We start from the raw sequence: 20146 nt of genomic DNA, 5'->3' as shown, positions 1-20146 counted from the left end.
ATGAACGCTGAAGACCTGATTCCAGTACGCGACTTCTGCGTGTACCACCATATTGAGATATCGTTCGTTCAGTCGCTGGAGCAGCGCGGTCTGGTCGAAATAACCACCGTTGAGCAGGTACTATTTGTACCGCCTTCGCAGGTGGCCCGGCTCGAAAAACTGGTACGGCTGCACCAGGAACTTGAGATTCACGCCGACGATCTGGACGTAGTCAGTAACCTGCTTGATCGGGTTGAGGACCTGCAGCAGCAGGTTTCCCGTTTACAGAATCAGTTATCGTTCTACCGCCAGTTGGCGTAGCTAATTCTCTATGCCGGTGCTCCGTTTAATCAGCCGGTAAATGGGGTAGCTAACGGCGATAAAGCCGAGGGCGTACATGCTGCTCGAAAAATCGCCGATTACGACACCCATCAGAAAGGCCAGCGAAATAATCAGCAGAGTCCAGGTTGATACTGGGTACCCCCAGGCGCGTACGGGGCGCGATAAGTCGGGCTCCGTACGCCGAAGCTGGATCAGCGATGCAAAGCCCGACGCGTAACAGAGCACGAAGAAAAACGTAGCAATGTCGGAGAGTTTCCCGTACGTATTGGTCAGAATCATCAGCATGGACGTGCCGGCGGTCAGTAGCGTAGCATTCGTTGGCGTTCCCCCTTCGTTAACAGCAGTAACAAACCGGAAGAACAGTTTATCGCGACCCATCGCAAAAATGACGCGGGGGTTAAACATAATCTGCGCGTTGATAATGCCCATAATCGAAATCATCAGCAGAGCCGTAACAACCTGCGCGCTGCCCGGTCCGAACAGTAACTGCACCGCGTCGGCTGCCGGAAGTTTCGACTGGGCCAGCGTGTCCATTGGCAGGACGTACAGCAGCGCCAGATTGACCAGAATGTAAATACCAATGATGAGCAGTACCCCGCTGATCATCGACTTCGGCAGGTTACGGCTGGGATCAACGTCTTCTTCCGTAAAATAAGCCGCCGTGTGCCAGCCATCATAGGTATAAAAAACGGCCTGTAAGGCTGACAGAATTCCCAGCCAGAGTCCACCCTCAGCTAGTGGGCGGATGGTTTCGGTTGGACTGGCTGCCCGGGCCTGGTCCGGCGTAATCAAAAAACAGACAAGTACGAAAGCCAGTAGCCCCACGGCTTTCAATACGCTCATTACCTCCTGCGCCCGACTGGCCAGCCGAACCCCAACCCAGTGGAAGGCCACAAAAGCCGCCAGGATTCCGATGGCGATCAGTTTCTGGTAGTTGACCAGAGCAGGCGACAGCAAACCGATATACTCGCTCATCACAGCGGCCCCGAATGCCATGGCTGAAATACTGCCCAGCCAGCTACTGATGCCGATGACAAAGCCGGCGTAATTTCCAAAAGCCCGGTGGGTGTATACATACCAGGCCCCAGCCTTGGGCAGCATAGTTCCCAGCTCCATCACCGACAGCGAACCCGCCAGTGCATACGCACCAACAATCAGCCAGACGGCGATGATGAGCGTAGGGTCGCCGATGTCCTGCGCAATGGGACCGGGCTTGCGCAAAATACCGGTGCCAATAGTGCCGCCAATGGTAACGGCAATGCCGAAACCGACACCGAGCAGTTTCTTGAGTTGGTTCTGGGGCATGAAAGTTTAAAGTCAGGAAGGTATTCACACAATGATAGCGAAAAACCCGGCACTAGAGCGGAACCGTCCCGGCCGCGTTGGCCTTTTTTCGTATGTTTGTTTGCATGAAAGCCTATCTGCTTGTGTTCGTGGGAGGTGGTCTGGGGAGTCTGCTGCGTTACGTTGCTGGTCGGTTTCTTCCGGCAACAATCAACGAAGTACCTTTCCCGAGCGCTATTCTCCTGGTCAATATCGTAGCCAGCGCGTTGTTAAGCGCCGTTGTGGGCTGGACGCTGGCCCGCTCGACCGGTGATGAAGCCCGGCTGCTGATCGGGGTTGGATTCTGCGGGGGGCTGAGTACGTTTTCCAGCTTCAGCAACGATACCGTCGTGCTTCTTCAAAATGGCCGCACAGGTATGGCTTTCCTGAATATTGGCCTGAACGTCGCACTGTGCCTGCTGGCATCAACCGGTGGCCTTCTGCTGGGACAAAAACTGTAACGGCATGCAGCAAACCCCCTACATGCTATACCGAACAGGAATACGTAGCCTGTTCTTTCTTTTTCTGATGACAACCGCTTACGCCCAAACAGACGCCCGTCGACTGCACGACGCGCACGATACGTATAAACAGCAGCACTTTACCCACCGCCGGTTCAAGCACAAGGATATTGTACCATTGCTGGATTCGCTGAACGGGAAAGGGCCACTGGACGTCAGTCAGGTCGGTGAGTCGCTGGAGAAGCGGGCTATTTACCAGGTCAAAGCCGGAACTGGGGAAAACAAAGTCCTGCTCTGGTCGCAGATGCACGGCGACGAAGCAACGGCCACGATGGCACTGTTTGATATTTTCAATTTCCTGACCGCGTCGGGCGATGAGTTCGACAGTCTGCGGCAAACGATTCTGACCAATACGACTTTGTACTTTATCCCGATGCTGAACCCAGACGGGGCCGAACGATTTCAGCGCCGGACGGCATCGGACATTGACATGAACCGGGATGCACTCCGCCTGCAAACGCCGGAAGGAGCGCTGCTTAAAAACCTGCAGCAGACCCTGAAACCGCTGGTGGGGTTCAATCTACACGACCAGAACCCTCGCTACGGCGTCGGAAAAACCGGCAAACAGGCGGTAGTGTCCTTTCTGGCGACAGCCTACGACCAGGCACGTAACGTAAACGAGGTACGACAGCGCTCTATGCAGCTCATTGCGGGTATGAACCGGACGTTGCAGGCGTTCATTCCCGATCAGGTGGCGCGCTACGACGATGAATTTGAACCTCGTGCCTTTGGCGACAACATTCAGAAATGGGGCACGACGCTGGTACTGATCGAATCGGGTGGCTACAAAGGCGATACAGAGAAAATGACCATCCGCCGACTGAATTTTGTGGCGATTCTGACCGCACTGGAATCAATTGCTACGGGGGCATATGAGCAGGAATCAACGGACGACTACCAGGCAATTCCCGAAAATGGGCGGCAGCTGTTCGACGTACTGATCCGGAACGCCACAATTATCCGGAACGGTAAACCGACTGTCGTTGATGTAGGCATCAATCGGCTGGAAGTGAATACTGATTCGGCGCGCAGCTTCCGCTATCGTAGTGTCGTTGAGGACATCGGCGACCTATCAACCTTCTACGGGCTGGACGAAATCGACGCAACCGGCCTCCGACTAAAGACCGATCGCCCACTTCGGCTCGGGCAGACGGCGAGCTTCACCCTCCTGAGAGACAAAGAGATCGTTCATACATTTGTAAATGGTTTCTGGGACGATCAGATTCCTGCTAATGCCAAAAACGAAGGCGACCAAACAAAATAGACCCTATTAGGCAATAGGCCACGAACAACCGGTGTTGTTGGAGCATACTACCAAATTAAACGTACATTAAATACTAGCTTATGGGTAATGTGCTGATTTACAGTATGTATGTGCTTCCGGTAAACATAATTGAAGCGTAACTTTGGGGTAACATTGGCGTAATATTGGTCAGGTAGTTTTGCGACGCGAAAGCGACACGCAAAACCAATATGAACCGAAATTTAATTGTTCTCTTCTTTACGCTGTTCTCTCTGACAGCATGGGCGCAGACCGGTACCGTACGAGGTACTGTCAAAGACGCCAAAACCAAAGAATCTCTAATCGGCTGTACCGTCCGTATTGATGGTACCCAACTCGGCGGAACAACCGACATCGATGGGGGCTTCACCATTCAGAACGTACCGGCCGGTACCCAGAAAGTAGTTGTCTCCTACATTTCTTACCAGACGAAAGAAATTCCGAACGTTCGGATTGAATCGGGAAACACAACGGTGATCGATACCGAGCTGGACGAAGAAGGTAAATCACTCCAGGAGGTAGTTGTCCGGGCCAACAAAGCCACTAACACCGAAATCGCCGTTATTACGGAAGTTAAGCAAATAAAAGCGCTAGCCGTAGGTATCTCGGCGGCTCAGATTCAGAAATCGCAGGACCGCGATGCGGCTGCCGCCATCCGCCGGGTACCTGGTGTCAGCATCCTCGATAACCGGTTTGTCCTGATCCGGGGTTTAGGCTCCCGCTATAACTCTGTACTGATCAACGACGTAATTGCCCCATCGACCGAGGTTGAAACCCGTTCGTTCTCATTCGACATTATTCCCAGTAACATTCTTGACCGGATGATCGTCTACAAATCCGGTTCAGCCGAACTGCCCGGTGATTTTGCGGGGGGGATCGTAAAAATCTACACCAAGCGTCGCCCAAGCAGCAACTTCATTGACGTAGGCTTGACGCTGGGCTACCGCCCTGGCACAACAGGCGAACAGACGCAGTCGCACCAGCGTGGTGGCCTGAGTGCGCTGGGACTGTGGTCGCCTAAACAAACAATTCCAACCAGCTTCCCAACTCGGTCGGGTGATTTTAACGCCCTTGGTGCTCCGCAACGAGCGGCTTATGCCAAGCTGTTGCCCAATTCATGGGGATTAACGAATGTTTCTGTCATGCCCGATATCCGGTTTGCACTCAATACGGGTCGCCGGTTCGACATCGGGAACGTACAGGTTAGTAACCTGACCAGCATTAACTACAGCCTGACGAATCAGATAACGAATATTGACCTGCGCGTTTATGAAAACGGGGCAGTTGCCAACTCAGTCAATCAGGACTATAAAGATGCCAGCTACGCTCGTCAGTCGCGGTTAGGCTTACTGCACAACTGGTCGCTACGCTTTTCGCCCACGTTTACGCTGGAGTGGAAAACACTCTTTAACCAACTGGGTAACCAGGAAACGGTTGTCCGGCAGGGGCAGAATTTCGACTCGAACGCTGATATCCGCAGCTACTCGCAGCGGTTCGAGAACCGCAGTATTGCCACAACGCAGGTTTCCGGTGATCATCAGTTGAATGAACTGACGAAACTAAACTGGATTGCTGGTTACGGGTATTCGGGACGCTGGGAGCCCGATTGGAAACGGGCGCGCTACCAGGCTCCTCTGAACAGTGGTGAAAATGGTGTGTATACGCTGGTTACGCCCCTGTCGCCTAACCCAATCGACGTAGGCCGTTTCTACTCAAAACTAAATGAACAGACAATCTCGCTGATCGGTAACTACGATCACACCTTCGGCAACCCAACGGACCGGGAACCTGGTCACCTGAAAGCCGGTATCTACGCGGAGCAACGGGTCCGCGATTATTCGGCTCGCTTCTACGGCTACAATAGTATTGCGGGCACAACCAGTGATGGAGCCATTGTGCAGCAGCAGCCTATTGGTTCGATCTTTTCGCCCGCTAACGTAAGCGGTCAGCCCGGTGGCTTCTCGCTGCTGGACGGTACGTCGGATCTTGATTCGTATCGGGGTGGCAACACCTATGGCGCTGCCTACGTTAGTGGTGACTTTAACCTCGGCAGCCGTACGAACGTAACATTGGGTCTACGTGGTGAGTATAACATTCAGGAGTTGAAAATTCAACGGCTGGGTGTCGATCAGCAACTGGTTAACCGGCGAATTTTCAGCCCGCTGCCATCCCTGAACGTTACGCATAAGCTTACTGACAAACACAGTGTACGACTAGCCTATTCGGCTACCGTTAACCGGCCCGAACTGCGTGAATTGGCCCCTTTCCAGTACTTCGATTTCAACCTGCTGGCTGTCGTAACGGGGAACACCGAACTCACGACGGCAACGATTCAGAACGTCGATTTGAAATGGGAGTACTATCCAAGTCCGAATGAGTTGATTTCGGTTACAGGTTTCTACAAACACTTCCGGAATCCAATTGAAAGCTTCCTGCTGCCAACGGGTAATGGATTCAGCTACACGTTCATCAACGCACCATCGGCCCGGAATTTCGGGGTAGAAGTTGAAATGCGGAAAGGCTTCAGCCAGTCGGGCAGTAAATTCCTCCAGAATTTACAGGTGGTAGCCAATGGTTCGCTGATCGACAGCCGGGTAACCCTGGGTGATTTTGTTCGCGCCCCGGATGCTACGTCAACGGTGATCGATGTGCCGCTGAAAGACTTAGCTGACCGGACCCGTCCCCTGGCAAACCAATCGCCTTACCTGGTCAATGCGGGTGTGTATTATCAGGAGCCGAACAGCGGTCTGCAATGGAACGTACTGTATAACATTTACGGACCTCGCATCTTCGCCGTAGGTACTCGGAATAACCCCACCATTTACGAACTGCCCCGCCACGCGATTGACCTGAACATCAGTAAAACCTTTAATCAGAAAATCGATGTGCGGCTAGGTATCCAGGATATACTGAATCAGGCAACCCGCTACGCACAGGATTTCAACGGGAACGGACGGGTTGACCGCGATCTCACCTCGCAATCGGTGAACGCAGACCAGATATTCCGGCGCTTCCGCCGTGGCCAGTACGTAACGCTGACGGGTGTGTACACCTTCGGCCGACGCACGATCGTTCCTTAATGTCTTTACCAATTAATTGCCTTTATACTAATACTAACTAAATCAATTACTCATGAATCGATTCACTCGGTGGGGAAATCTAATTTTACTCGTAGTAGGGCTTATCAGCTTTATTGCAGCCTGTAAAAATGAAGATTCACCCGCTCCAGTACTCAGCGTTACGGGTATCAGCCCAACCTCAGCCCCTGCTGGCACAACGGTTGTCATTACAGGTACTAATTTCAATGCGACTCCAGCCAGCAATACTGTAACGTTTGGTACGGTTTCGGCATCGGTCGTAGCTGCCTCAACGACGCAACTGTCGGTTATTGTGCCAACTGGTGCAGGTACACCAATTTCGGTAACGGCAAATGGACAGTCTGCTCAAGGCCCGGCTTTCTCAATCAGCGCTAAACCGGTTGTAACTAAAACAGGTAGCCTTACGGTAAGTGAAACCTGGACCTCCGGTAATGTCTATTTACTGCGCGGATTTGTGAACGTTAAACCGGGCGTTGTCATCACTATCCAGCCAGGAACGATCATCAAAGGCGGAACCGTTGACGAAGATCCAACCGGATCGAAGCGGGGTGGTACGCTGATCGTTGAACAGGGTGCCCGACTGGAAGCAGTTGGTACAGCCCAGCAGCCAATTGTCTTTACCTCAAACCGGGCGGCTGGTTCGCGTAAATCGGGTGACTGGGGCGGAATTGTTCTGATCGGTAAAGCGCCCCACAACCGGCCAGCCAGTCAGTCGGCAGAAGGTGGTATCGGTATCCAGTTGGGTGCTTTCACTGAATCGACCGATAACTCAGGTTCGCTGCGTTACGTTCGTATCGAGTTTGGCGGTATTGCGCTGACGAGTGAGGCAAACAGCGAAATTAACGGATTGACGATGTACGGCGTTGGTTCGGGAACAACCATTGATCACGTACAGGTTTCGTACAGCGGTGATGACTCGTTCGAGTGGTTTGGCGGTACCGTCAATGCAAAATATCTGGTTGCCTTCCGTGGTTTTGATGATGATTTCGATACGGACTGGGGCTATACCGGTAAAGTTCAGTTTGGCGTATCGCTCCGCGACCCGCAGGTAGCTGACCAATCGAGCTCAAACTGTTTTGAATCGGATAACTTCAACTCAGGCGAAAACGCAGGTGGCGTTGCCCTGACGGCCAATAACGGTCTGCCATTGACGCAGCCAACCTTTGCCAATATCAGCGGTTTCCTGACGAGCGGTACGCCAAGTACGGCCTCGACATCGGGCACGGGCGGTAGCGGACCGTATCAGTCCGCCATGCACCTGCGTCGGAACACGGCGATCAGCATTATCAACTCGGTATTTGTTGGCTGGCCTGAAGGACTTCGCCTGGACGGCACTACAACAGGTACGCTGAACAACGCTAGCACGGGTGCTCTGGAAGTACAGGGCGTAACAGTAGCTAACTCGTTGACAGCGGTTCGGGGAGCCGGTAACATCACCAACGATCAGGCAACGGCTTATTTCTCGCTGGCTGCCCGTAAGAATACGGTAATCGCTTCGTCGGACCTGGCCTCGCTGTTATTAAACGCGAACAGCTTTAGCCTGACAGCGCCAAGTTTCCTACCAGGAATCAGCTCTCCGTTACTGGTATCGGCTAATGCTGCTACGGGCGGAAAACTGTCTGATTCGTTCTTTACGTCGGCTCCTTACCGAGGTGCGTTCAACGGAACGGATAACTGGCTGTCGGGCTGGACAAACTTCAATCCGCAGAATACGAATTACGATCAATAGTCTATTCACACTTTCATATTGGTGTCGCACGAAAGGGCCGGGGCTTTGCTCCGGCTTTTTTCTTACTACTGCCCGCTAAACTAAAATGAGGTAAAAGAGAATGTTAACTTACTTCTTTGGCAGAACCGTTACCTTTATCGCACAAATCGTCTAATACCCAACTAGGTCGATGAACTTTAGGAAAGTTATCGATTGTTCAGACAGGCAGCAGGAGCTGAGCACAGGCAGTTTAAAATATAGTCCATCTATTTTTCATAAAAGATCAGGATTTCTTGGCTGATTGTGAAGGGATTACTAATTTGCTCGCCTTCTCTGTTAAGTACTAGTACTTAGTGAACCACCAAAAACTTATATAAACCGTAACAATGATCTCTAAGAAAGCAAAATATGCCCTTAAAGCCCTTAAGGTTTTGACCGAAGAATACGGCAAGGGTCCTGTGTTGATTTCGTACATTTCGGCAAAGGAAAACATACCTAAAAAATTCTTAGAGGCCATTCTGCTCGAGTTACGTAACCACGGTATTCTGCAAAGCCAGAAAGGCAAGGGTGGTGGCTACCTGTTGCGGGTCGATCCGGGCCGGGTCAATCTGGCGCAGGTACTGCGGGTTATTGATGGTCCCATTGCGCCAACGCCCTGCGTATCGTTCAACTTCTACGTGAAGTGCGACGATTGCGAAGACGAAATCGCCTGTGCATTGAAACCAGTTATGGAGCGTGTACGTGATGCCAATCTGGGGGTTTATGAAAATACGACCTTACTATCTTTCCAGAATCCGTCGTCGCTCGAAACGAAAGAGATTCCTATTGGCAGCAAAGCCACAGATTTAGCCGAAACAGCAACGGCAAAGATGATGGCCTAGGCATAACGCATTCAATTGATATACTAAAAAGGCACGTAGACAATTCTACGGGCCTTTTTATAGATATACGATACGGATTTTCTTAATCCAGTTGAGGTTGGTGTTCTTTCCGCAGCAGGTCATTCACGGTTTTAACCGGATTAAACGTAATCAGCGGTACCTCCACGAAGATCGTGTTCCAGTCGGCCATAGCGCCGTTCCAGAGACCCGGCAGCTCCTGTGCTTTCAGTTCCTTACCATCTTTTGATTTCTCGGTGATAAAGCCCGTCAGCGGATCGCGGTAGGCGGGCAGGTCGAACTTTTTGCCGTTCCGATCGCGAATACCACAAACCAGATCGACGGGGTTGAAATGCGTAGCTTCGTCGAAGATGGATTTCTGACCTGCGTCGGTCAGGTCGATCTGGGCCGACTCCACAACCTGCAGCGATACTGAACCATCCTGATTTTTTGCCCAGAACGGGCCACCACCAGGCTCGCCAACGTTTTTTACCATGCCGCACACCCGAACCGGACGGTTCAGTTTTTGCCGGTAATAGGCGAGTTTTTCGGCTTTAGGTAGTTCATCGAATCCATCTGGAGGCAGGGTGAACAGCGTCCGGCGGAATAGTTCGTCGGCTTCGGCCAGGTAGCCATCGCTCACGTCGTCTGGTCCTTCGAGCAGGCCCTGCAGGCGGGTGATCTGCTGCTGCGCGTCGAGCAGGACAGCCGCCAGGACTTTCTTATACGTAATGGTTTGTTCTTTAATATCGTCCAGCACGACGTTATCGATGTTCTTGATAAAGATAATGTCGGCGTCGATGTCGTTCAGGTTTTCGATCAATGCACCGTGCCCCGCTGGCCGGAACAGTAACGAGCCGTCGTTATTCCGGAAAGGAGCATTGCTCAGATCTACCGAAATCGTGTCAGTAGATTTTTTCTGCTCCGAGAAACTGATGTCGAACGTAACGCCCAACCAGGCTTCATAATTCGGCTTTTCGTCGCGGATGAGCTGTTCGAACCGGCTGCGGTGTTCGGGCGATACGGTAAAATGAAGCGTAGCCGTCCCGTCTGAATTGGCGTAAGCGGCCCCTTCAACCAGATGTTCTTCAACCGGCGTACGGGGACCATCGGTGTAGCGGTGAAATTTGAGCAGCCCTTTGGGCAGGCTGCCGTAATCCAGGCCTTTGCTGGTGAGCAGGTATTGAAGAACAAGCTGGCGATTGTTGTCGGCCAGGGCTTTATCGAGGTCGTCGCCACCGGCAGCCATCGCGGCCTTCAGGTCGTCATAGAAGGCGAAGTCGCCAAGCCGCGCAAACACCTCGTCCGTTGCTTTATCGAACTTGCCATCCAGCGCAGCAAACAGCGATTTAAACATACGGGTAGCTGCGCCCGATGCCGGTACGAATTTAACCAGATCCTTGGTATGAGCCGCTTCGTCGAATCGCCGGATATAGCTGGTCAGTTGTTCTTCGGGAACGCGTACAATGCCATCGCCGACAGTGGCTGCCTTAATCACATTAAGGTAAGGAAATCCGTCGACGAAATGGGTTATCTGTTGGTCGATCTGTTCGAGGGATACGCCCTGTTTCAGAATCTGGTCCTGGTCTTGTTCGGTAAATTGCATTGTGTACGCGAAAAAATAAGTCGTTAGGATGGGTGGCAAATTGGCAATTTCAGCAACGAGACGCAAATCAATTTATCGCTGAGTATAAATGCGCTCTCGCAGCTGATTTGGTAATACACAAAGCCGCAAAAAAGTCGGCAGACAGCTACCTTTACGGCCAGACTAGCTAGCCTACGCATGCTCCGACCCGAGTCACTCAAATTGATTGCTTTCGATGCCGACGACACCCTATGGGTGAACGAGCCAAACTACGTCAATGTTCAGCAAACCCTGAGCGAACTCCTGGCGCACTACGTCGACCCCAAGCAGATGATCGATCGGTTTTACGTGACGCAGATCAAAAATCTGGATCTGTTTGGCTACGGAGCCAAGGGGTTTATGCTCTCCATGATCGAAACGGCCATTGAGTTAACCAATGGAGCCGTGACGGGAGCGGAAATTCAGCAGATCATTGACGTCAGTAAAAGCCTGCTGAACTACCCCATCGACGTACTGGACGGGGTGCATGAAGTGCTGGATACGCTGTCGCGCCGGTACGACCTGATGATCATTACTAAGGGAGATCTGTTTGACCAGGAAAGCAAGATTGCCCGGTCGGGGGTAGGAAACTACTTCAAGCACATGGAAATCGTCAGCGAGAAAGACCCAGCGGCTTATAGGCGGATTCTGCAGCGCTACGGTATTCAGCCTAGTGAGTTCCTGATGATTGGTAATTCGGTGAAATCGGACATACTGCCGGTTCTGGAAATAGGTGCCTGGGCGGTTCATGTACCTTTCGAAATTACCTGGGGCCACGAGCTGGTGCCGGGAGAACGATTGGCGGGTAGAACATTTCCCCGAATGACCACTATCCGGGAGGTATTGACCTGGCTTGACCTGCCTGAGTCGGCCTGCTAAACGGTCAGCGTGTAGGTATCGGCATCCAGATTGGCCGGGAACGAGCGTCGGAACGCATTCAGGTCGTCCAGCGAAATCCGCTGCTGGTGCACGACTTCGGTGTCGGTTTCCCGAAACAGCACCTCGCCTTTAAAATCAATGACCGCCGAATCGCCCGTATAGTGATTCCCTTTCGGGTCGTCACCCACCCGGTTGACGCCCACCACGTAGCTCAGGTTTTCAATAGCTCGGGCCTGTAGCAGCGTATTCCAGGCATAACGCCGGGCAGATGGCCAATTGGCTACGTAGAGCAGGAGATCGTAGGCGAAATCAGTTGAATCGGCCTGTTTGTTGCGGCTCCAGACAGGAAACCGGAGGTCGTAGCAGATCAGCGGACAGATGCGCCAGCCTTTCCATTCCTTAACAATCCTTGATGTCCCACCGACGTAGGTTTCGTCCTCGTGGGCCATGCGAAACAGGTGTCGTTTGTCGTACACATCAAACTGACCGTCGGGCTGCATCCAGATCAGGCGGTTAACATAATTCCCTTTCTCCTGCACAACGTAGCTGCCCGTTACAACGGCACCCGTCTGCGCGGCCATCTGTTTCAGCCACCGGAACGTCGTCAGATTCATGGGCTCGGCCACGGCGGCAGCCTCCATCGTAAAGCCCGTCGTAAACATTTCTGGCAGCACAATCAGATCGGTTGGTTCGGGCAGCGAAAAAATCTGTTCTTCGAACATCGCCCGGTTCGCCACCGGATCATGCCAGTAAAGATTTGATTGGAGGAAGGTAAGGTGCATAGGGAGGAGTCAGAAACAAGGAGGAAGGGAGAAAGGAACAAGGAAAATAAAGCGACCTGTTGCGGTCTGATCATTACCTTGTTCCTTTCTCCCCCTTCTCCTTGTTCCTTTTATTTCGGAAACTTCATCCGGTATTCGGCGTCGGTTTTGCCTTTGGTGATTTCCGACAGCTTGCGCTTGATCAACTGCCGACGCAACGGGGGCAGGTAATCGGTGAAGAGCTTGCCGTCGAGATGATCATATTCGTGCTGAATGATCCGCGCGGCCATGCCGTCGAATTCTTCTTCGTGTTCGTTCCAGTCCGTATCAAAATAGCGAACCACAACGATTTCGGGGCGGAACACCTCACCCCGGATGCCGGGAATACTCAGGCAGCCTTCCTCAAAGCCCCAGTCATCACCTGCTTCCTCAACGATCTCCGGATTGATGAACACTTTTTTGAAACCAACCAGACTTTCGTCAATGTCTTCCTCTGCTTCGCCTTCGTTCAATGGCTCGCCATCAACGACAAACATCCGAATGCTTTGTCCGATCTGGGGGGCCGCCAGACCAATACCCGAGGCCGCATACATCGTCTCGAACATATTTTCGCTCAACGTTTTTACGTCGATGCTGTTGGGCTCTATTTCCTGTGCCCGTTTCCGGAGAACCGGATCGCCATAGGCAACAATTGGGAGAATCATACCACCTTTTACTTTTTACTTTCCATGTACGACTGCAGAATAATGGCCGCACTAACTTTATCAATGTTGCCCTTCTCGCGTCGGTCTTTTTTACTGCTTCCTCCCGCAATCATTGCCTGCAGTGCCATGACCGAAGTGAACCGCTCGTCATGCCAATAAACGGGAATGTCGGGCAAAGCGTTCTGCAAATGCGTCACGAACTTCCTGACCCTTGGCGTGTTATCGGTATCTGTTCCATCGAGCCGCTTCGGCAGGCCAACGATAAATGCTTCGACTGGCTCACGTTCTATATACGTTTTCAGGTATTTCAGCAACTCATGCGACGGTACCGTTTCCAGCGCCGATGCGATAAGTTGCAGCGGGTCCGTAACGGCAATACCCGTTCGTTTTGCGCCGTAATCAATTGCCAGGAGTCTTGCCATTCGACTACAAAGGTACGAAGGGCGGGGCAGGGGGCAAAAGGGTTGTGGAACTGCGGGCTGCGGTGTGGGATTCGATTGAAGAATGCAGGGTCTACCGGCCTGAGCCAGATCGTACGAGTCAAAAGGCTTGGCCAGCGAACCCAGTCATCGATTTTCGACCGGTTATGGTTTTAAGTTGCTGTTTCGCCAGTGCGCTACGTCATCCCAGGTGTCGAGGTCGATATTGGCCTGCGGGAAAAGGACGTCGGCGCAGTCGTTCTGGTAGTGTTGGATAAGCTTGCGAGCGCCAATATCGCCCGTAAGTTCGGCAAACTCCGCTTCGTAACGACGAGCAAACAGAGCCGGTACGCCAAGGGGCCCCGTATCACCGTAGCGGCAGGCGACAATTCCTCTGCCGGTTTGCCAATACGTGTCGATAAGCTGCTGCAACAGCTTCGTTGTTACGTAGGGCTGGTCTGTCAGCAGGATCAGAAAAGCATCGAAAGAAGAGGACTGCAGCGACTGCAGGCCGGTCTGGATGGACGAGGCTAAGCCCGACTGCCAGTTGGTATTGGGCGCTACGTGAACCGGTAACTGGTCAAGTTCGGGTTGAATCTGTTCCTGATTGCCACCCAGCACGACTGTTACGGGCCCTGCTTCCAGCGCCAGTGCTTGCTGGGCCATATGCCGAATCAGCGTTGTCTGGTCAATGGCCAGAAGCTGTTTGGGCTGACCCAGACGGGTTGAGCCTCCGGCCGCCAGAATAATCGTAGCAATCGGCATGAATTGGTTTACAAATCGGAGGTGACCACCTTGGTCGACAGGTGCTGTGTGGTGCGACTGCTGAGCCGTTCGTGAATGGGACCCGATTTGTGTTTCAGTGAACCGCCCGACCGCCTGGAAAAAAAGCTTTTTACTTCGGCAATGATTGACAGGGCAATTTCGTCGGGCGTTTCGGCTCCCAGATCCAAGCCGATGGGTGCGTGTATCCGGTCCAGTTCGGTCTCGCTGAAAAATAGTCCTTCCTTCTCGAACTCCGCCTGCATCTTATCGAAGCGTTTGCGCGGGCCCAACATGCCGATGTACGGGATATCAGTCGTCAGCAACGATTGCAGCACCGCCTTGTCGTAATTGAAATTATGCGACATCAGTACAGCCGCTGTCCGTTCGGTAATTGTCAACTGATCGAGCACGGCGGTCCGGTCCGCAAAGACGACGCAGGTAGCTACCGGAAAACGGACGGGAGCCAGATGCGCCACACAGTCGTCGGTAACCGTCACCTGCCAGCCCAGTTCGCGTCCGAGTTTAGCTACGGGAATAACATCGTAACCCGCGCCCATAATGATCAGCTCGATACCCGGGTCAATACGCTCAATGAAAATATCGGCAGTGCCAGCCGCGACGACATACGTTTGTGTATGCGGCTTGCCGGTATTAAATACGGTTTCCATATCGTCGGCCAGCCAGTCGGGCACCAGACTGGCATCCGTTTCGGTCAGGACAAAACGCTGACCGGGCATGAGCTCACTGCTGGGCTCACTTTTGATCACGGTTGCCAGGGCCCGTACGTCCCGCTTCTGCACAAATTCCCGAAGCATGGTGATCGGATTTTGCGCTACGGTCGGGTCGATGGGCTCAATCAATACGTCGATAATGCCGTTACAGCCCAGGCCAACGCCAAAACTATTGGCACTGTCGTCCATGGTATCGTACGTAACAACGATAGCTTTACCGTCGAGCATAACCTGACGAGCTTTACGCAGCGCGTCGCCTTCCAGGCAGCCACCGCTGATTGCACCTTCCCAGCGACCATCGTCGGTGATGAGCATCCGGGCACCGGGGCGCCGGTACGACGATCCCTCAACCCAGACGACGGTGGCCAGGGCCGCCCGGCGCTGCGAAAAATCGACCTGGTCGTAAACGTCAAGTATGCGGCTAATTTCCTTCATGAAGTGATGGACTATGACATCCCGCTATAACAACAGCGAATGGGTAAATCTGTTTGGCTGGTCGACCGGTCAGTAAGGCTCCGGGCGGCCTTTATACAACTCAATTTACGCGGATCCGCTATCTTTGCCAACTTGTTTCGCATAAACCTGTTTTCGTGTATGACCGCTTTTGACACCGTTTCAAGCTATTACGATGCTTTCAACTGCAAAGACTGGACGGCCATGCTGGACCTGCTGCATACCGACGTCCGGCACGACAGCAACCAGGGCAGTACCCGAATCGGCAAGGATGCTTTCGCTACGTTCCTGCAGCACATGGATGACTGCTACGACGAAACGCTGACGGATATGGTGATTATGACGGAGCCAACCGGCACCCGTGTAGCCTGTGAGTTTGTTGTGAACGGTATTTACAAAAAAACAGATGGCGATCTTCCTGACGCCACTGGTCAGACCTATGTATTACCGGCTGGTGCATTCCTGGAAGTAGCCGGTGGGAAGATTACCCGCGTGACAACCTACTACAACCTGCCACTCTGGGAATCACTGGTGCTGGGCCAGCCTGCTTAGTTGTGGAGAAAACACCGCTTACGTTCGTTCGGCTGACGGGTTCGGAGTTTCGCCGTGTTTTCGATGAACTGGCGGCCTTGCGCATTGCCGTCTTCTACGATTTTCCATACCTCTACGAAGGCTCTGTCGCCTACGAAAAAGAATACCTGGAAACCTACGCCCGCGCCGAGCGGTCGTTCCTGTTTGCCGCCTACGACGGCGATCGCATGATTGGCGCTACCACAGCGTTGCCCCTGCTGGACGAAACGGCCGAGGTGCAGGCCCCCTTTCTGGCCGCTGGTTATGATCCGGACACTGTATTTTATTTTGGCGAAAGTATCCTGCTGCCCGACTACCGGGGCCGGGGCCTGGGGCATCGCTTTTTCGACGAGCGGGAAGCCCATGCCCGTCAGTTTGGTCAGTATACGATGACCTGTTTCTGTGCGGTGCAGCGGCCCGACGACCATCCATTACGGCCGTCGGATTATCAACCACTGGATCTGTTCTGGATGAAACGCGGCTACCGGCGCGATTTCTCCCTGCAAAGTATTTTTTCGTGGCCCGACCGTAACGAGACTGAATCAACCGGTAAAACCATGATTTACTGGACCCGTCCGCTGGACTCGTGATAACATAAACCCGTTAGGCAGGGTTGTTTCCGTGGATACAATCAACGTAATGAAAACCATGGAAACACCCATAACGACGGACAATACGTCGTCGAATAAGATATCGGAAGACCGTATCATTGGCATTGGTGTTATCGGCATGGGCGGCTTTGGCCTGTTTGCCGTTCAGCAATTTCTGCAGACGCCCAACACAAAGCTGGTTGCTATAGCCGGGTCGAAGCGGGAAGAGGCCATTACAACCGCCAAACGTTTCGGCGCCGAACAGCTTGGGGGTCTGGAAGAACTGGTTAACCACCCCGACGTTGATCTTGTCTATATCGCTACCCCTCCGTTCATGCACTATGAACAGGCGATGCTGGCTCTCAACGCCGGTAAGCATGTTATTTGCGAGAAGCCACTAGCCATGAACCCGGAGCAGGGCCGCGAAATGATTGAGCTGGCAGCCAGCAAGGGGCTGCTAATGGTAACGAACCTGATGCAACGCTACAATCCTATGTTTGCCCGGATCAAACACCTGATCGACAAAAAGCTGCTGGGTGAGTTTCTGCATGGCTACTTCGAAAACTACGCGGGCGACGAAGGGCTTTCGCCCGAACACTGGTTCTGGGATCGGACGAAGAGTGGCGGCATCTTCATTGAGCATGGTGTCCACTTCTTCGATATGTTCGCGGGCTGGCTGGGCGAAGGAACGGTGAAAGCTGCCCAGATTCTGAAACGTCCGAATAGCAACGACATTGAAGATCAGGTACAGGCAACGGTTGAATACGGCGACGACGAAACCGGGCGTAAGCTGGTCAATTTCTACCACGGCTTCACGCAGACCGGCCGGATGGATCGGCAGGAGATGCGGCTACTGTTCGAACGGGGCGACATTACGTTGCACGAGTGGGTGCCAACCCGAATGGTTATGCGCTGTATGGCCGATGAAGAAACAACCCGCGCCCTGCTGGAGCTTTTCCCCGGTGCGCAGCTGAACGTAACGGCGAACATTGGCGGCAAAGACCGGCCCCTGCGCGGTCGACACAAAGAGTTCGACGCCTACCAGCAGATTGAACTTAAATTTGGTTTCGGCGACGAAAAGCAGCATCTGTACAGCGAACTACTGCGGCTTATGTTCCGCGACCAGATCAGCGGAGTAAAGTATCCCGAAACGCATCGGCTGGTAACAGAGCAGAATGGACTTACTTCGCTGCAAACAGCTATGGAAGCTGATCAGTTGGCGAGGAAGTAAGGAGATGGGACAAAAGATCAAGACCTATTTATAAATTTTTTTAAAAATATGGTAGTTTACCCCCCTTTCGGGCAGGGTTGCGTGTGTTAACTACCTGATTTTTTTCGACCTTTGTCCCATCATACTTAACTCTCCGCCTACCATTATGATCACGGAGTCTCTGCTACTCGACAACCCGGAAGGGCAGTTACCGGGTGCATCACCCGCGGGTGGACCGCTTCAGTCGGCCATCACGTACGAAAAAATTCCCACGAATATCTACGCCGATGCGAAAGCTGCCAGCCGGGCGGTAGCACAGGAAATTGCCGCGCTGATTCGTCAGAAACAAAGCGAGGGTAAGAACTGTGTGCTGGGTCTGGCAACGGGTTCTTCGCCTAAAACGGTCTACGCCGAACTGATTCGGATGCACCGTGAGGAAGGTCTAAGCTTCCGGAACGTGATTTCGTTCAACCTGGACGAGTACTACCCTATGCCGCCGGATTCGCAGCAGAGCTACGTTCGGTTCATGAAAGAGCAATTATTTGACCACGTTGACATTCCGGCCGGGAACTACCACCTGCCCGATGGAACCGTCAGTCTGGATCAGGTAGCAGCTTTCACAAAACAGTACGAAGCGGAAATTGAAGCTGCTGGCGGTCTGGATTTTCAGCTGCTGGGTATCGGGGGGAACGGTCACATCGGGTTCAACGAACCGGGTTCGCTGATCAATTCGCACACCCGTCTGATGATGCTCGATAACTCGACGCGGGCGGCTGCCTCGTCGGATTTTGGCGGTCTGGTCAACACACCCCGTAAAGCCATTACGACGGGGGTTGCTACGATCCTGAGCGCCAAACGGGTGGTTCTGCTGGCCTGGGGTGAGCGGAAAGCACCGGTTATCCGGGAAGCGGTTGAAGGACTGGTGACGGAGTTAAATCCGGCCTCGTACCTGCAGACCCATGCCAACACGCTGTTCGTGATCGATACGGCTGCTGCTTCGGGCCTGACCCGGATGAAAGCACCCTGGTTGGTTGATTCGGTGGAATGGACCAACAGCATGAAGAAAAAGGCGGTTACGTACCTGTCGCAGGCACTTGACAAGCCAATTCTGAAACTGACCGACCGCGATTATAACGATAACGGGATGAGTGACCTGCTGGCGCAGTATGGTCAGGCATACGACATCAATATTGACGTATTCAATCAGCTGCAGCACACCATCACGGGCTGGCCCGGTGGTAAGCCGAATGCTGATGATACCAACCGGCCGGAACGGGCCGAACCCGCTAAAAAGCGCTGCCTGATCTTCAGCCCACACCCCGACGACGACATCATTTCGATGGGTGGTACGTTCCAGCGGCTGGTCGACCAAGGGCACGACGTGCACGTTGGATACCAAACTTCAGGTAACATTGCCGTTGCTGACGATGAAGCACTGCGTTTCGCTGACTTCGTTGTCGATTTTAACAACAAGTTTGGTATTGAAAGCCCCGAAGCCCACCGGATTTTCCAGGATGCTATCGTGTCGCTGCGCGCCAAAAAAGATACCATCGTTGATACGGCCGAAGTACGTTACGTAAAAGGCCTGATCCGGATGGGTGAAGCAAAAGCCACCTGCCGGTTCGTCGGTATCCCGGTTGAAAACGCGCACTTCATGAACCTGCCGTTCTACGAAACGGGCAAAGTAGCCAAGAACCCGATCGGCGAGGAAGATATTCAGATCACGATGAAGCTGATCGAAGAGATCAAGCCGCATCAGATCTACGCGGCTGGTGATCTGGCCGATCCGCATGGTACCCATAAGGTTTGTCTGGACGCGATTATGGAAGCCGTTCGTCGTCTGAAAGATCGTGATTTCATGAAAGACTGCTGGGTATGGCTCTACCGGGGTGCTTGGGCGGAGTGGGATATTCACGAAATCGAAATGGCCGTACCAATGTCGCCCGACCAGGTGATGCGGAAACGGTTGGGTATCTTCAAGCACCAGTCGCAGAAGGATGGTGTCGTGTATCAGGGAACCGACTCACGGGAGTTCTGGCAGCGTGCCGAAGAACGCAACCGGGGTACGGCCAGCCTGTACAATCACCTGGGCCTGGCCGAATACGAAGCCATCGAAGCCTTCGTCCGCTGGCATTTCTAGACGAATCTTCGGCAAAAAAAAGCCACTCTCTAGCGGGAGTGGCTTTTTTTTGCCGAAACAATGTTGCCCGGAAGAACGTAGGAAGGAGAGGGGGAAAAGCAGGGAATCATGTAGCCTGTCAGTGCCGTACTGACAAGAGGGGCACAACTGACCCACTATTTTTGCGTTA

At 53.0% G+C, this 20146-nt stretch carries 18 protein-coding genes; 11 read left to right on the top strand and 7 right to left on the bottom strand.

Going from position 1 to position 20146, the window contains the following annotated elements; translation table 11 throughout:
* Entirely contained in the window at positions 1-300 is a 300-nt protein-coding gene (locus HU175_RS02770; protein ID WP_176565131.1) for a chaperone modulator CbpM, read from the top strand.
* On the opposite strand, the gene HU175_RS02765 is transcribed toward HU175_RS02770, so the two are convergent.
* Positions 301-1626 carry an APC family permease gene (locus tag HU175_RS02765; RefSeq protein ID WP_176565130.1) on the bottom strand — a complete coding sequence of 442 codons (1326 nt, stop codon included), beginning with the start codon at positions 1624-1626 and terminating at the stop codon, positions 301-303.
* A 104-nt stretch (positions 1627-1730) separates the two neighbouring features.
* Here HU175_RS02765 and crcB point away from each other — a divergent pair, with 104 nt between their 5' ends.
* From crcB to HU175_RS02740, 5 genes are all read left to right on the top strand, one after another.
* On the top strand, positions 1731-2105 hold the full coding sequence (gene crcB, locus HU175_RS02760; RefSeq protein WP_176565129.1) for a fluoride efflux transporter CrcB: 375 nt from the start codon (positions 1731-1733) through the stop codon (positions 2103-2105).
* Between the two features lie 67 nt (positions 2106-2172).
* Positions 2173-3429, top strand: coding sequence for a M14 family zinc carboxypeptidase (locus HU175_RS02755; protein WP_176569107.1), 1257 nt, complete (start codon positions 2173-2175; stop codon positions 3427-3429).
* Positions 3430-3638: 209 nt separating this feature from the next.
* Positions 3639-6527: a TonB-dependent receptor gene (locus tag HU175_RS02750; protein WP_176565128.1), complete on the top strand. Its 2889-nt coding sequence runs from the start codon at positions 3639-3641 to the stop codon at positions 6525-6527.
* 52 nt (positions 6528-6579) lie between these two features.
* Positions 6580-8274, top strand: coding sequence for an IPT/TIG domain-containing protein (locus tag HU175_RS02745; protein ID WP_176565127.1), 1695 nt, complete (start codon positions 6580-6582; stop codon positions 8272-8274).
* Positions 8275-8639: 365 nt separating this feature from the next.
* Complete coding sequence (locus HU175_RS02740) at positions 8640-9134, top strand: RrF2 family transcriptional regulator (RefSeq protein ID WP_176565126.1); 495 nt, start codon at positions 8640-8642, stop codon at positions 9132-9134.
* Between the two features lie 82 nt (positions 9135-9216).
* Here the strand turns inward: HU175_RS02740 and HU175_RS02735 are convergent, their stop codons facing one another.
* Positions 9217-10737: a DUF4301 family protein gene (locus HU175_RS02735; RefSeq protein ID WP_176565125.1), complete on the bottom strand. Its 1521-nt coding sequence runs from the start codon at positions 10735-10737 to the stop codon at positions 9217-9219.
* A gap of 177 nt (positions 10738-10914) precedes the next feature.
* Between HU175_RS02735 and HU175_RS02730 the strand changes: the two genes are divergently transcribed.
* Positions 10915-11634, top strand: coding sequence for an HAD family hydrolase (locus HU175_RS02730; protein WP_176565124.1), 720 nt, complete (start codon positions 10915-10917; stop codon positions 11632-11634).
* Here HU175_RS02730 and HU175_RS02725 read toward each other — a convergent pair.
* The 5 genes from HU175_RS02725 to HU175_RS02705 form a co-directional block, all read right to left on the bottom strand.
* Positions 11631-12416: an amidohydrolase gene (locus HU175_RS02725; RefSeq protein ID WP_176565123.1), complete on the bottom strand. Its 786-nt coding sequence runs from the start codon at positions 12414-12416 to the stop codon at positions 11631-11633. The two genes, HU175_RS02730 and HU175_RS02725, sit on opposite strands and share 4 nt — an antisense overlap.
* Positions 12417-12526: 110 nt before the next feature.
* Positions 12527-13099, bottom strand: coding sequence for a peptide deformylase (def, locus tag HU175_RS02720; protein ID WP_176565122.1), 573 nt, complete (start codon positions 13097-13099; stop codon positions 12527-12529).
* A gap of 8 nt (positions 13100-13107) precedes the next feature.
* Positions 13108-13521, bottom strand: coding sequence for a Holliday junction resolvase RuvX (ruvX, locus tag HU175_RS02715; protein WP_176565121.1), 414 nt, complete (start codon positions 13519-13521; stop codon positions 13108-13110).
* Between the two features lie 162 nt (positions 13522-13683).
* Entirely contained in the window at positions 13684-14283 is a 600-nt protein-coding gene (locus HU175_RS02710) for an NTP transferase domain-containing protein (RefSeq protein ID WP_176565120.1), read from the bottom strand.
* Positions 14284-14291: 8 nt separating this feature from the next.
* Positions 14292-15449 (bottom strand): XdhC family protein, encoded by a 1158-nt coding sequence (locus HU175_RS02705; RefSeq protein ID WP_176565119.1) that lies wholly within the window; start codon positions 15447-15449, stop codon positions 14292-14294.
* Between the two features lie 159 nt (positions 15450-15608).
* On the opposite strand from HU175_RS02705, the gene HU175_RS02700 reads away from it, so the two are divergent.
* The 4 genes from HU175_RS02700 to nagB all read left to right on the top strand — a co-directional run bounded on the left by HU175_RS02700 (position 15609) and on the right by nagB (position 19977).
* Entirely contained in the window at positions 15609-16019 is a 411-nt protein-coding gene (locus tag HU175_RS02700; protein ID WP_176565118.1) for a ketosteroid isomerase-related protein, read from the top strand.
* Between the two features lie 2 nt (positions 16020-16021).
* Positions 16022-16627 (top strand): GNAT family N-acetyltransferase, encoded by a 606-nt coding sequence (locus HU175_RS02695; protein WP_176565117.1) that lies wholly within the window; start codon positions 16022-16024, stop codon positions 16625-16627.
* Positions 16628-16685: 58 nt separating this feature from the next.
* Positions 16686-17858: a Gfo/Idh/MocA family protein gene (locus tag HU175_RS02690; RefSeq protein WP_176565116.1), complete on the top strand. Its 1173-nt coding sequence runs from the start codon at positions 16686-16688 to the stop codon at positions 17856-17858.
* Positions 17859-18003: 145 nt separating this feature from the next.
* Positions 18004-19977, top strand: coding sequence for a glucosamine-6-phosphate deaminase (nagB, locus tag HU175_RS02685; RefSeq protein ID WP_176565115.1), 1974 nt, complete (start codon positions 18004-18006; stop codon positions 19975-19977).
* The last annotated feature ends 169 nt before the right edge of the window (positions 19978-20146 follow it).

This window comes from Spirosoma sp. KUDC1026 (assembly GCF_013375035.1).
Taxonomy (GTDB): Bacteria; Bacteroidota; Bacteroidia; order Cytophagales; family Spirosomataceae; genus Spirosoma.
Note: the sequence above shows the minus strand (reverse complement) of the source record. Positions and strands in the feature narration are given on the sequence as shown.